The organism is Streptomyces sp. NPDC002790, assembly GCF_040295505.1.
Classification (GTDB): Bacteria; Actinomycetota; Actinomycetes; order Streptomycetales; family Streptomycetaceae; genus Streptomyces.
Map to the genome: position 1 here is coordinate 1 of NZ_JBEOVM010000152.1, position 12209 is coordinate 12209.

At 69.6% G+C, this 12209-nt stretch carries 14 protein-coding genes; 4 read left to right on the forward strand and 10 right to left on the reverse strand.

Annotated features, from left to right (window positions below):
- Positions 1 to 72: 72 nt before the first annotated feature.
- From ABT004_RS33755 to ABT004_RS33790, 8 genes are read right to left on the reverse strand one after another with little or no spacing between them, the layout of a single operon-like run.
- Positions 73 to 411, reverse strand: a complete 339-nt coding sequence (locus ABT004_RS33755; RefSeq protein WP_266720908.1) for a metal-sulfur cluster assembly factor — start codon at positions 409 to 411, stop codon at positions 73 to 75.
- Positions 408 to 866: a Fe-S cluster assembly sulfur transfer protein SufU gene (gene sufU / locus ABT004_RS33760; RefSeq protein WP_351344716.1), complete on the reverse strand. Its 459-nt coding sequence runs from the start codon at positions 864 to 866 to the stop codon at positions 408 to 410. The genes ABT004_RS33755 and sufU overlap by 4 nt, the downstream gene beginning before the upstream one ends.
- A 19-nt stretch (positions 867 to 885) precedes the next feature.
- The gene (locus ABT004_RS33765) at positions 886 to 2145 is read right to left on the reverse strand and encodes a cysteine desulfurase (protein WP_351344719.1); all 1260 of its coding nucleotides are present in this window, start codon (positions 2143 to 2145) and stop codon (positions 886 to 888) included.
- The gene (gene sufC, locus ABT004_RS33770; RefSeq protein WP_351344722.1) at positions 2142 to 2906 is read right to left on the reverse strand and encodes a Fe-S cluster assembly ATPase SufC; all 765 of its coding nucleotides are present in this window, start codon (positions 2904 to 2906) and stop codon (positions 2142 to 2144) included. Before sufC ends, ABT004_RS33765 begins: the two co-directional genes overlap by 4 nt.
- 7 nt (positions 2907 to 2913) lie before the next feature.
- On the reverse strand, positions 2914 to 3243 hold the full coding sequence (locus ABT004_RS33775; protein ID WP_351344725.1) for a bifunctional 3-phenylpropionate/cinnamic acid dioxygenase ferredoxin subunit: 330 nt from the start codon (positions 3241 to 3243) through the stop codon (positions 2914 to 2916).
- Positions 3243 to 4427 (reverse strand): Fe-S cluster assembly protein SufD, encoded by a 1185-nt coding sequence (gene sufD, locus ABT004_RS33780; RefSeq protein WP_351344728.1) that lies wholly within the window; start codon positions 4425 to 4427, stop codon positions 3243 to 3245. Before sufD ends, ABT004_RS33775 begins: the two co-directional genes overlap by 1 nt.
- Positions 4428 to 4486: 59 nt before the next feature.
- A complete protein-coding gene (gene sufB / locus ABT004_RS33785; protein ID WP_351344731.1) occupies positions 4487 to 5911 on the reverse strand; it encodes a Fe-S cluster assembly protein SufB in 1425 nt (474 codons plus the stop codon).
- A complete protein-coding gene (locus ABT004_RS33790; protein ID WP_351344734.1) occupies positions 5908 to 6642 on the reverse strand; it encodes a helix-turn-helix transcriptional regulator in 735 nt (244 codons plus the stop codon). Before ABT004_RS33790 ends, sufB begins: the two co-directional genes overlap by 4 nt.
- Before the next feature lie 205 nt (positions 6643 to 6847).
- Here ABT004_RS33790 and ABT004_RS33795 point away from each other — a divergent pair, with 205 nt between their 5' ends.
- The 4 genes from ABT004_RS33795 (at position 6848) to ABT004_RS33810 (ending at position 10534) form a co-directional block, all read left to right on the forward strand.
- The gene (locus tag ABT004_RS33795) at positions 6848 to 7639 is read left to right on the forward strand and encodes an AAC(3) family N-acetyltransferase (RefSeq protein WP_351344737.1); all 792 of its coding nucleotides are present in this window, start codon (positions 6848 to 6850) and stop codon (positions 7637 to 7639) included.
- Between the two features lie 114 nt (positions 7640 to 7753).
- Positions 7754 to 8677 (forward strand): ABC transporter ATP-binding protein, encoded by a 924-nt coding sequence (locus ABT004_RS33800; protein ID WP_351344740.1) that lies wholly within the window; start codon positions 7754 to 7756, stop codon positions 8675 to 8677.
- Positions 8674 to 9441 carry an ABC transporter permease gene (locus ABT004_RS33805; protein ID WP_351344743.1) on the forward strand — a complete coding sequence of 256 codons (768 nt, stop codon included), beginning with the start codon at positions 8674 to 8676 and terminating at the stop codon, positions 9439 to 9441. Before ABT004_RS33800 ends, ABT004_RS33805 begins: the two co-directional genes overlap by 4 nt.
- A 97-nt stretch (positions 9442 to 9538) precedes the next feature.
- The gene (locus ABT004_RS33810) at positions 9539 to 10534 is read left to right on the forward strand and encodes a COX15/CtaA family protein (protein WP_351344746.1); all 996 of its coding nucleotides are present in this window, start codon (positions 9539 to 9541) and stop codon (positions 10532 to 10534) included.
- 26 nt (positions 10535 to 10560) lie between these two features.
- Here ABT004_RS33810 and ABT004_RS33815 read toward each other — a convergent pair whose 3' ends face one another.
- Both ABT004_RS33815 and ABT004_RS33820 read right to left on the reverse strand, forming a co-directional pair.
- A complete protein-coding gene (locus ABT004_RS33815; protein WP_351344749.1) occupies positions 10561 to 11655 on the reverse strand; it encodes an amidohydrolase family protein in 1095 nt (364 codons plus the stop codon).
- A 71-nt stretch (positions 11656 to 11726) separates the two neighbouring features.
- On the reverse strand, positions 11727 to 12062 hold the full coding sequence (locus tag ABT004_RS33820; RefSeq protein WP_351344752.1) for a hypothetical protein: 336 nt from the start codon (positions 12060 to 12062) through the stop codon (positions 11727 to 11729).
- Positions 12063 to 12209: the final 147 nt, after the last annotated feature.

Genomic DNA, 12209 nt, shown 5'->3' on the forward strand with positions numbered 1-12209 from the left:
GATCACCGGTGTTGCGGTCGCGGGGCTCTGCCCCGGACCCCGCGCCTCAATCGCCGGCGGGGCTTGAACTGCTCACACGTTGAAGCCGAGCGCCCTCAGCTGCTCACGGCCATCGTCCGTGATCTTGTCCGGGCCCCACGGCGGCATCCAGACCCAGTTGATCCGCAGCTCGTTGACGATGCCGTCGGTCGCGGACTTCGCCTGGTCCTCGATGACGTCCGTGAGCGGACAGGCCGCCGACGTCAGCGTCATGTCGATCGTCGCGATGTTCGCGTCGTCGACGTGGATGCCGTAGATCAGGCCCAGGTTGACGACGTCGATGCCCAGCTCGGGGTCGACGACGTCGTACAGCGCCTCGCGGACCTCCTCCTCGGAGGCCGGCTTCATTTCCACTGCCGTGCTGTCACTCATGCGGTCTTCGCCTCCTGTGCGAGAGCCAGGGCCGTCGCGTCCTTCCACGCCATCCAGCTCAGGAGGGCGCACTTGACTCGGGCCGGGTACTTGGACACTCCGGCGAACGCGACCGCGTCCTCCAGGATCTCCTCCATCGAGTCGTCCGGCTCGATCTGTCCCTTGGACTGCATCAGCTCCAGGAAGGTCTCCTGGATCTGCCGCGCGTCCCCGAGCTCCTTGCCGACCAGCAGATCGTTCAGTACGGACGCCGAGGCCTGGCTGATGGAACAGCCCTGCCCCTCGTACGAGACATCCGCGATCTTCTCGCCTTCGTACTTCACGCGCAGCGTGATCTCGTCACCGCACGTCGGGTTGACGTGGTGCACCTCGGCGTCGCCATCCCGCAAGCCCCGACCGTGCGGGTGCTTGTAGTGGTCCAGGATGACTTCCTGGTACATCGAATCCAGCTTCATGCGACTCCTCGCCAACCCCTCAACCGAAGAAGTTCCGTACGTGCTCCAGGCCGTCGACCAGAGCATCGATCTCGGCCGGCGTGGAGTACAGATAGAACGACGCTCGCGTGGTCGCAGGAATTCCGTACCGCAGGCAGACCGGCCGTGCGCAGTGGTGACCGACCCGGACCGCGATGCCCTGCTCGTCGAGGACCTGGCCCACGTCGTGCGGGTGGATGTCACCGAGCGTGAAGGAGATCGCGGCGCCCCGGTCCTCGGCCGTGGCCGGGCCGATGATCTTCAGGCCGGGGACCTCCTGCAGCCGCTTCACCGCGTACTCGGTGAGCGCCTGCTCGTGCTGGAGGACCTTCTCCATGCCGATCGAGTTCAGGTAGTCGATCGCCGCGCCGAGGCCGACGGCCTCCGCGATCGGCGGCGTACCGGCCTCGAACTTGTGCGGCGCGGGCGCGTACGTCGAGGAGTGCATGGACACCGTCTCGATCATCTCGCCGCCGCCCAGGAAGGGCGGAAGGTCCTCGAGCAGCTCCTGGCGGCCCCACAGGACGCCGATGCCGGTCGGGCCGCACATCTTGTGCCCGGTGAAGGCCACGAAGTCGGCCTGCAGCGCCTGCACGTCGACCGGCATGTGCGGAGCGGCCTGCGAGGCGTCGATCAGGACCAGGGCGCCGACCTCCTGGGCGCGGCGCACGATGGCCTCGACCGGGTTGTGGGTGCCCAGGATGTTCGACACGAGGACGAACGAGACGATCTTCGTCTTCTCGGTGATGACCTCGTTGATGTTGCTCAGGTCGAGGCGACCGTCGTCGGTGAGGCCGAACCACTTCAGCTTCGCGCCGGTGCGCTGCGAGAGCAGCTGCCACGGAACGATGTTGGAGTGGTGCTCCATCTCCGTGATCACGATCTCGGTCTCGTGGTCGACCTTGTACGGCTCGTCGGCCCAACCGAGCATGTTGGCAACGAGGTTGAGCGACTCCGAGGCGTTCTTCGTGAAGATGACCTCGTCGCGGCTCGGCGCGTTGATGAACGCGGCGACCTTGTCGCGCGCGCCCTCGTACAGCGCCGTGGCCTCCTCGGCCAGCACATGCACGCCACGGTGGACGTTCGCGTTGTGCCGCTCGTAGTACCCCGTCATGGCGTCGAGGACCTGGCGCGGCGTCTGCGAGGTCGCCGCGTTGTCCAGGTACACGAGGTTCTTGCCGTCGTGGAGCACCCGGTCGAGGATCGGGAAGTCCTTGCGGATCGCCTCAGTGTCGAGGAGGCCCGGCAGCTGCTGTGTCACGCCGTTGCGCCACCCTTCGTGTACTTCTCGTAGCCTTCGGCCTCGAGGGTGTCGGCCAGCTCGGGGCCGCCGGACTCGACGATGCGGCCCGCCGAGAAGACGTGCACGAAGTCCGGCTTGATGTAGCGCAGGATGCGCGTGTAGTGCGTGATGAGGAGCGTGCCGACCTCACCGGTCTCGCGGACGCGGTTGACGCCGTCCGAGACCTGGCGCAGGGCGTCGACGTCGAGGCCGGAGTCGGTCTCGTCGAGGATCGCGATCTTCGGCTTGAGGAGCTCCATCTGGAGGATCTCGTGGCGCTTCTTCTCACCGCCGGAGAAGCCCTCGTTCACGTTGCGCTCGGCGAAGGCCGGGTCCATCTGGAGGGTCTCCATCGCGCCCTTGACCTCCTTCACCCACGTGCGCAGCTTGGGGGCCTCGCCGCGGATGGCGGTGGCGGAGGAGCGCAGGAAGTTGGAGACGGAGACGCCGGGGACCTCGACCGGGTACTGCATGGCGAGGAACATGCCGGCGCGGGCGCGCTCGTCGACGGACATCTCGAGGACGTCCTCGCCGTCGAGGGTGACGGTGCCCTGCGTGATCGTGTACTTGGGGTGACCCGCGATGGAGTAGGCGAGGGTCGACTTGCCGGAGCCGTTCGGGCCCATGATGGCGTGCGTCTCGCCCTGCTTCACGGTGAGGTCGACGCCCTTGAGGATCTCCTTCGTGGCGTTGTCGGCCTCGACGGTGACGTGCAGGTCTCGGATTTCAAGCGTAGCCATGGGTGTCTCAGGACTCCTGGGTGAGGGAGGCGCCGACGTCGACGAGGACGCTGCCCCCTTCGATCTTTACGGGGTATACGGGGACGGGGCGCGTGGCGGGAAGGCCGGACGGCTTGCCGGTGCGCAGGTCGAAGGCGGAGCCGTGCAGCCAGCACTCGATCTGGCAGTCCTCCACCTCGCCCTCGGAGAGGGAGACGTTCGCGTGCGAGCAGATGTCGTTGATCGCGAACACCTCGCCCTCCGTGTGGACGACCGAGACCGGCGTGCCGTCGAGCTCGACCCGCTTGGGGGTGTCGCTCTCCAGCTCGCTCAGGTCACAGGCGCGGACGAAGGTCATCAGACCGTCGCCTCCAGCTCGGTCGCGATCCTCGCGAGCAGCCGCTCCTCGATGTCCGGGACACCGATCTGCTGGACCAGCTCCGCGAAGAAGCCGCCGACGACGAGGCGGCGCGCCTCGTCGGCCGGGATACCGCGGGCCATCAGGTAGAAGAGCTGCTCGTCGTCGAAACGGCCGGTCGCCGAGGCGTGGCCCGCGCCGACGATCTCGCCGGTCTCGATCTCGAGGTTCGGCACCGAGTCGACCCGCGCGCCGTCCGTGAGGACCAGGTTGCGGTTCAGCTCGTACGTGTCCGTGCCCTCGGCCGCGGCCTCGATGAGGACGTCACCGATCCACACGGCGTGCGCGTTGTCGCCCTGGAGCGCGCCCTTGTAGACGACGTTCGACTTGCAGTGCGGGGTGTTGTGGTCGACCAGGAGGCGGTGCTCCTGGTGCTGGCCCGCGTCGGTGAAGTACAGGCCGAACAGCTCGGCCTCGCCGCCGGTGCCCGCGTAGTTGACGCGCGGGTTGAGGCGGACGACGTCGCCGCCGAAGGTCACGACGACGGACTTGAAGGAGGCGTCGCGGCCGATGAGCGCGTTGTGCTGCGCCACGTGCACGGCCTTGTCGTCCCACTCCTGCACGGAGACGACGGTCAGCTTCGCGCCGTCCCCGATCAGGTAGTCGACGTTGGCGGCGAGCACCGCGTCACCGGTGTGGTCGATGACGACGACGGCCTCGGCGAAGGCGCCCAGCTCGATGACCTGGTGGCCGTAGCGGACACCGCCCTCGCCGTGCACGCGGATGCGGATCGGCTCGGTGAGGACCGTCTCCTTGGGCACGGAGACGACGGACGCCTTCTCGAACGCCGAGTACGCCTGCGCGGCGACGCGGTCGACGGGCTTGCCGGCCTTGCCGACGCGCGCGTCGTCGCGGCCGACCAGCTCGATGTCGACGCCCTCCGGGGCCTCGATGTCGACCTTCACGCCGTCACCGGTCGCGGTGGCGGTGCCGTCGTGCAGACCGCGCAGCCGCTCCAGCGGCGTGAACCGCCACTCCTCCTCGCGGCCGTGCGGGACCGGGAAGTCCTGCACGTCGTAGGAGGGGGGCGCACTCATGCGCGTGGCGACGGTCGACTCGGCGGCGACCGCGACGACGCCCGCGGTCGTCGAGCCTGCCGGGATGGTGGTGGGAGCCTCAGCCATGGCTGTCGTGGTGCTCGCTTTCGTTACGTAAGTGGCTTGATGGCGGCGGCAGTTGGCGGTTAGCCGACCGCGCCTTCCATCTGGAGCTCGATCAGCCGGTTGAGCTCGAGCGCGTACTCCATGGGCAGCTCCTTGGCGATCGGCTCGACGAACCCGCGCACGATCATCGCCATGGCCTCGAACTCGGTCATGCCGCGGCTCATCAGGTAGAAGAGCTGGTCGTCACTGACCTTGGAGACGGTCGCCTCGTGACCCATGGAGACGTCGTCCTCGCGGACGTCGACGTACGGGTACGTGTCCGAGCGGGAGATCGTGTCGACGAGCAGCGCGTCGCACAGCACGTTCGACTTCGAGCCGTGGGCGCCCTCGCCGATCTCGACGAGACCGCGGTAGGAGGTGCGGCCACCGCCACGCGCCACGGACTTCGACACGATGTTGGACGAGGTGTTCGGCGCCATGTGGACCATCTTGGAACCGGCGTCCTGGTGCTGGCCCTCGCCCGCGAAGGCGATGGACAGCGTCTCACCCTTGGCGTGCTCGCCCATCAGGTAGACGGCCGGGTACTTCATGGTGACCTTGGAGCCGATGTTGCCGTCGACCCACTCCATGGTCGCGCCCTCGTACGCCACGGCGCGCTTGGTGACCAGGTTGTAGACGTTGTTCGACCAGTTCTGGATGGTCGTGTAGCGGCAGCGCGCGCCCTTCTTGACGATGATCTCGACGACGGCGCTGTGCAGGGAGTCGCTCTTGTAGATGGGCGCGGTGCAGCCCTCTACGTAGTGCACGTACGCGTCCTCGTCGACGATGATCAGCGTCCGCTCGAACTGGCCCATGTTCTCCGTGTTGATACGGAAGTAGGCCTGGAGCGGGATCTCGACGTGCACGCCCTTCGGCACGTAGATGAAGGAGCCACCGGACCACACGGCCGTGTTCAGCGACGCGAACTTGTTGTCGCCGACCGGGATGACGGTGCCGAAGTACTCCTTGAAGAGCTCCGGGTGCTCCTTCAGGGCCGTGTCGGTGTCCATGAAGATGACACCCTGCTCCTCCAGGTCCTCACGGATCTGGTGGTACACGACCTCGGACTCGTACTGGGCCGCGACACCGGCGACGAGGCGCTGCTTCTCCGCCTCCGGGATGCCGAGCTTGTCGTACGTGGCCTTGATGTCCTCGGGCAGGTCCTCCCAGGACTCCGCCTGCTTCTCCGTGGAGCGCACGAAGTACTTGATGTTGTCGAAGTCGATGCCCGAGAGGTCCGAGCCCCAGTTCGGCATGGGCTTCTTGCCGAACAGCTTCAGGCCCTTGAGGCGGAGCTTGGTCATCCACTCCGGCTCGGACTTCTTGGAGGAGATGTCCTTGACAACGTCCTCGTTGATGCCGCGCTTGGCAGAGGCACCGGCCTCGTCGGAGTCCGCCCAGCCGTATTCGTACTTGCCCAGACCCTCGAGCTCAGGGTGGGCAGTCTCCTCGATGGGGAGAGTCATGCGGGGTTCCTCCCGGCCGTGCTTGCAGATGCGTTGGTGGTCGTGTTTGGGGTGTTCTTCGGGGCGTTCTTTGGGATGAACGTCGTGCAGACCCCGTCGCCGTGGGCGATGGTGGCCAGTCGCTGTACGTGGGTGCCCAGCAGCTGCGAGAACATTTCGGTCTCGGCCTCGCACAGTTGCGGGAACTGCTCGGCTACGTGGGCGACTGGGCAGTGGTGCTGGCAGAGCTGCTCACCGACCGGTGCGCTACGCGCCGTAGCAGCGTACCCGTCCGCGCTCAAGGCCCTCGCAAGGGCCTGGGCGCGCTCCTCGGGCGCCGCCGCCTCGATCGCGGCCTTGTAGGGGCCGGCCTGTGCGGCGATCCGCGCGCGGGCGAAGGAGACGAGTGCCTCGTCGCCGCCGGCCTGCTCCTTGATCCAGCGGAGCGCTTCCGCGGCGAGCTTGTCGTAGGACTGGTCGAAGGCGTCCCGGCCGCAGTCCGTCAGCGCGAACACCTTGGCGGGGCGGCCGCGGGTGCGGGCTCCGTAGACGCGCTGCTCCCTGGGCTCCACGACGTTGTCCCCGCCGAGTGCGTCGAGGTGGCGGCGGACGGCGGCCTGGGTGAGGCCGAGGCGCCCCGCCAGCTCGGTGACGGTGGACGGGCCGTGGTCCAGGATGGAGCGCGCGACCCGGTTGCGCGTCGAACGCTCCCCGGTCGTGAGCTCCTCTGGAACCTCGCCAACGTATTTCACAACGCCATTGTTGCGTAATTCCTCAGACCCTGACAAGCGCGGCGGCGATCGCCACTCGTGCGGTGCATCACTTAGGCAGACCTAAGTAATCACGTGCCGTGACCTGCGGAAACGATCTTTGATCGATCGAAATCCGGTCCGACACCCTCCGGCCCCGAACCCAATTCCATGGCGCCCGACGCCCCTCACGAGCACACTCGCCCCCATGCCCACACCCCCTCCGACCGGCCCACTCGTCACCCGCACGTCCCTCACGTCCGACCTCCGCTCCCTCGGCGTCCAACCGGCCGACACCCTCCTCGTACACACCTCCCTCAGCAGCCTCGGTTGGGTGAACGGCGGCCCGGCCACGGTCGTCCGCGCGCTCCTCGACGCCCTCTGCACCGAGGGCACACTCGTCGTCCCGACACAGTCCGCGGATGTCTCCGACCCGGCCGAATGGAGCCGCCCACCGGTCCCGGCGGCTTGGTGGGAGACGATCCGGGCGACCATGCCGCCGTACGACCCGGCGATTACGCCCACGCGTGGCGTCGGGGTCGTACCGGAGACCGTGCGGACGTGGCCCGGGGCCATGCGGAGCGCGCATCCGCAGACGTCATTCGCGGCGCTCGGGCCGCGCGCCGCCGAGGTGACCGAGGGGCATGCGGTCGACTGCCGGCTCGGCGAGCGCAGCCCGCTGGCCCGGCTCGAGGAGATGCACGCGCGCGTACTGCTCCTGGGCGCGGGATACGAGGCGTGCACGGCCTTTCACCTGGCCGAGTACCGCGTCCCCACCGGGTACGAGGACGCCGGGCGGCCGGGCCGGCACGGCTGGGAGCATGTGCGCGAGGTGGCGATCGACTCCGACCGGTTCGACGACCTGGGCGCCGCCTTCGAGGCCGCCAACCCGGTCGCCCGGGGCCGTGTCGGCGCCGCCGAGTCGCGCCTCTTCGGGGTCGCCGAAGCCGTGGCGTACGCGGAGAAGTGGCTGCCGGCGCACCGTCCCGACGGCGGCTGACGTGCGCAGGCCGCCCCGGACGATCCGGCCCCGGCGCCGCGCGCGCCGAGATCGGCCCCGCCCACAGCGCCCCGCCCGCCCGCGGAGCGCACCGCGTCCTTAGACTTGCGCACCATGCGAAGTGAGCCAGTCGTCCACATCACCGGTCTGGTGAAGCGGTACGGAACCAAGACCGCGGTCGACGGCCTCGACCTCACGGCGGCCCCCGGCATCACGGCCGTCCTCGGCCCCAACGGCGCGGGCAAGACGACCACCATCGAGACCTGCGAGGGCTACCGCCGACCGGACTCCGGCACCGTCCGCGTCCTCGGCCTCGACCCGGTCAAGCAGGCCCCCGCACTGCGCCCCCGGATCGGCGTCATGCTGCAGTCCGGCGGCGTCTACTCCGGAGCCCGCGCCGACGAAATGCTCCGCCACATCGCCAAGCTGCACGCCCACCCGCTCGACGTGGACGCCCTCATCGAGCGCCTCGGCCTCGGCAGCTGCGGCCGCACCACGTACCGGCGGCTCTCCGGCGGCCAGCAGCAGCGGCTCGCGCTCGCCATGGCCGTCGTGGGCCGGCCCGAGCTGGTCTTCCTCGACGAGCCGACCGCGGGCCTCGACCCGCAGGCCCGGCACGCCACCTGGGACCTGGTGCGGGACCTGCGCGCCGACGGCGTGTCCGTCATCCTCACCACGCACCACATGGACGAGGCGGAGCAGCTCGCCGACGACGTGGCGATCGTCGACGCCGGCAAGGTCATCACGCAGGGCTCCCCGGAGCAGCTCTGCAAGGGCGGCGCCGAGAACACGCTCCGCTTCTCCGGCCGCCCCGGCCTCGACGTGGCCTCGCTCCTCAAGGCCCTGCCCGCCGACGCCGCGGCCGTCGAGCTCACCCCGGGCTCCTACCGCGTCAGCGGCAAGGTCGACCCCCAGCTCCTCGCGACGGTCGCCTCCTGGTGCGCCCAGCACGGCGTGATGCCGGACCGGATCTCCGTGGAACGGCACACCCTCGAAGACGTCTTTTTGGAACTGACCGGCAAGGAGCTGCGCGGATGAGCGCGGGTACGTACGCCCCGAACCCGGGAGCCGCGCCGCTCCCCCGCATGATCGCGACGCAGGCCGCGCTCGAGACGAAGATGCTGCTGCGCAACGGCGAGCAGCTGCTGCTCACGGTCGTCATCCCGACGCTGCTGCTGGTCCTGTTCTCGGCGGTCGACATCGTCGATACCGGCTCCGGCAAGGCCGTCGACTTCCTCGCCCCCGGCATCCTCGCGCTGGCCGTGATGTCCACGGCCTTCACGGGCCAGGCCATCGCCACCGGCTTCGAGCGGCGCTACGGAGTGTTGAAGCGACTCGGCGCCTCCCCGCTGCCGCGCTGGGCGCTGATGACGGCCAAGACGCTCTCCGTCCTGGTGACGGAGATCCTTCAGGTCGTCCTCCTCACGGTCATCGCGTTCGCGCTCGGCTGGTCCCCGCACGGGAACCCGTTCGCCGTTCTCCTCCTCCTGGTGTTCGGCACGGCGGCGTTCTCCGGTCTCGGCCTCCTCATGGCGGGCACGCTCAAGGCGGAGGCCACGCTGGCCGCGGCGAACCTCGTCTTCCTGCTCCTCCTGGTCGGCGGCGGCGTCATCGTGCCGCTCGACAAGTTCCCCGACGCCGCGCAGTCGGTGCTCGGCCTGCTGCCCATCTCGGCGCTCTCCGACGGCCTGCGGGACGTGCTGCAGCACGGTGCGGCGATGCCGTGGGGCGACCTCGGCATCCTGGCCGTGTGGGCGGTCGTGGGGCTCGGCGCGGCGGGGCGCTTCTTCCGCTGGGAGTGAGCCCTCGGACCCGTACGGGGCCGTAACACGCGTCACAGATGGCCCAGTTACGTCCCCCTCGTGAAGCCGTGCACAAGCGGCGGCCTACGATGGGCCCGTGCCAAAGCTGACCCCCACCGACGCCGCGCGGGCGCTGCGCAATCCGCTCGCCTTCATCGCCGAGTACTGGACTCCCACGCAGCGGACCGTCCAGCGCGCGGCCATGTCCGCCGTCGTCATGACGGTGCTCATCGTCTGCACCGGCGGCGCCGTGCGCCTGACGGGCTCGGGCCTCGGCTGCCCGACCTGGCCCAAGTGCACCGACCAGTCGCTGACCGCGACGAGCGAGATGGGCTTCCACGGAGCCATCGAATTCGGCAACCGCATGCTCACCTACGTGCTGTGCGCCGCGGTCGGCTGGGCGATCATCGCCGCCCGCTCGCAGAAGCCGTGGCGGCGCACGGTGACCCGGCTCGGCTGGGCCCAGTTCTGGATCGTCATGGGCAACGCGGTGCTCGGCGGCATCGTCGTCCTGGTCGGCCTCAACCCGTACACGGTGGCCGCCCACTTCGTCCTGACCACCACCCTGCTCACGGTCGCCGTCCTGATGTGGCAGCGCACCCGTGAGGGCGACGCCGAGCCGCGCCCGTTGGTCGGCAAGGCCATCAAGCAGCTCGTCTGGGCGCTGGTCGCGGCGGCGGCGCTGCTGATCCTCGTCGGCACGGTGGTGACCGGCGCGGGCCCGCACGCGGGCGACTCCAGCGACGTGCACCGGATGCCGCTCGACTGGGAGACCGTGTCGAAGGTGCACGCGGTCCTGGCCTGGATCGTGGTGACGCTGACCTTCGCACTGTGGTTCGTCCTGAAGGCGGTCGACGCCCCCAAGGGCCCGCTGCACCGCACCCGCGACCTGTTCCTGATCCTGCTCGCGCAGGGGACCATCGGCTACGTCCAGTACTTCACGGACCTGCCGGAGGTCCTGGTCGGCCTGCACATGCTGGGCTCGGCGCTGGTGTGGATCGGGGTACTGCGCGTGGTCCTCGCACTGCGCGAACGCCCGGCGACGGAACCGGACCTCCCGTCCCAGACGGACCAGGAACTCTCAGCGGTCTGACGACTCCGTACGGGGCTCGGGAACGCTCAGGCCGTCCCGAGCCCGTACACCCGCCGCGCCGTCCCGGCCGCGATCATCCCGGCCACCCGCTGCGCGTCACTCAGCGACCACGCGCCGTCGGCGACCCACTCCCCCAGCACCCGCCCGAGCGCCTGCCGGAACAGGCGTGCGCCCACGACGTGCAGCTCGGGCAGCCCCTGCGCCCCCGTCGAGAACAGCAGCTTCCCGAACGGCGCCAGCTCCAGGAACTCCGCGAGCAGCCCCGCCGCCCGCGTCCCCGTCCGGGCGAGCGCGGGGCCCAGGTCCGCGTAGACGTGCGAGAAGACGCCCGCCAGATGCGCCGCGTGCCGGTGGTACGGGTAGCCGTGCAGCAGCACCACGTCCGTGCCGAGCCCCGCCGTGGCGCGGGCGAACTCGACGAGCACCGCCGGGTCGGTGTGGTCGAGGTGCCCCCAGCGCAGTTGCAGCGGGCGGCCCGAGGCGACCGCGACCCACAGCAGGTGCCGCAGCAGCACCGGGTCCGTGAGGGCGCCGCCGACCTGCCGCCCCGCCAGCCACCGCCCCGCCGCGCCGCGCACCTCGCCGGGCCCCGGTGGTTGCGGGTCGAGCGCGAGCCCGTGGCGTACGCCGGCGACCGAGGTGAAGGCGACCGCGCCTGAGGCCGCCGCGTGCACCGATTCGGCGAGGTTGGCGAGGAAGGAGTCGACGGTCCCCGAGGTGTCCGCGACCTGCTCCGCGAGGAGTTCGAGGCGGACGATCTCGTGGGCCTCGCTCTGGGCGGCGGAGGCCAGCTCGGCGGGCCCGGTCAGATCGTCGGCGAGCCCCGTGTCCACGAGATACGTGGTGATGCCGCTGCCGCGCAGCAGCCTGCGCCCCGACTCGACGACGCCCAGCTCGCGGCGCCTGGCCAGATAGCGGGCGGGCGGACAGTGGGGTTCCAGACCGAGCAGCGGCGGACACCAGCGGCGCACCGCGAACCCGGTCTGGGTGTCGAAGAAGGTGGTGCCGGGAGCGGGCGGCCCCTCGCCCCGGCCGAGGTGGGCCTCGAACGTGCCGAGGCCCAGCTCCGTACGGAGCACCCCCTGGCAGTACTGATCCACGAGGGACGGCGTTTCGATCATCCGGGCTCCCGTATGTGGACCGTGCTTCTACAGTCCTAACGGGTGAACGGGCGCCTGGTGTTGGTCGAAGTTCAACCGCCGAGCTGGATTCCCGCCATCCGCTTCCATTCGTACGGGCCCGTCTCGACCTTGGCCGCGAAATCGCCGTCGAAGTCCTCGTGGACGGTGATGCCCGCCTTCTCGACGGCCTTCTGCGCGACCTCGTACGTAGCCGCCACCAGGTCTCCCCAGCCGCCGTCCGCTCCGACGAGCACGATGCGTGTGCCGTGCTCCCCGATGTACGCGAGCTGCCCCTCGACGCCGCCGTGCGCCTTGGAGAACACGCCGATCTCCTTGGCCAGCTTGGCCGCGCGACGCTCGTCCTTGGCCGCCCTGCGGGGCGCCTCAACCGTTTGAGTCTCTGCCATGGACAGGATGCTACCGACGAGTAGTCAAACAAGCGATAAGTGGGGTGGGGGGGGGGGGGCGCCCCCCCCCCAAAAAGAGGTCGAATTTAGTATTTGAGGGAGAAAGGGAAGGCGAGGGGGTGGGGGAGAGGGTGGGGGGGATGGGGT

Coding starts and splice junctions, on each gene's coding strand:
- ABT004_RS33755 (WP_266720908.1), bottom strand. CDS start 411: ATGAGTGACAGCACGGCAGTGGAAATGAAGCCGGCCTCCGAGGAGGAG.
- sufU (WP_351344716.1), bottom strand. CDS start 866: ATGAAGCTGGATTCGATGTACCAGGAAGTCATCCTGGACCACTACAAG.
- sufC (WP_351344722.1), bottom strand. CDS start 2,906: ATGGCTACGCTTGAAATCCGAGACCTGCACGTCACCGTCGAGGCCGAC.
- ABT004_RS33775 (WP_351344725.1), bottom strand. CDS start 3,243: ATGACCTTCGTCCGCGCCTGTGACCTGAGCGAGCTGGAGAGCGACACC.
- sufD (WP_351344728.1), bottom strand. CDS start 4,427: ATGGCTGAGGCTCCCACCACCATCCCGGCAGGCTCGACGACCGCGGGC.
- sufB (WP_351344731.1), bottom strand. CDS start 5,911: ATGACTCTCCCCATCGAGGAGACTGCCCACCCTGAGCTCGAGGGTCTG.
- ABT004_RS33795 (WP_351344737.1), top strand. CDS start 6,848: ATGCCCACACCCCCTCCGACCGGCCCACTCGTCACCCGCACGTCCCTC.
- ABT004_RS33800 (WP_351344740.1), top strand. CDS start 7,754: ATGCGAAGTGAGCCAGTCGTCCACATCACCGGTCTGGTGAAGCGGTAC.
- ABT004_RS33805 (WP_351344743.1), top strand. CDS start 8,674: ATGAGCGCGGGTACGTACGCCCCGAACCCGGGAGCCGCGCCGCTCCCC.
- ABT004_RS33815 (WP_351344749.1), bottom strand. CDS start 11,655: ATGATCGAAACGCCGTCCCTCGTGGATCAGTACTGCCAGGGGGTGCTC.
- ABT004_RS33820 (WP_351344752.1), bottom strand. CDS start 12,062: ATGGCAGAGACTCAAACGGTTGAGGCGCCCCGCAGGGCGGCCAAGGAC.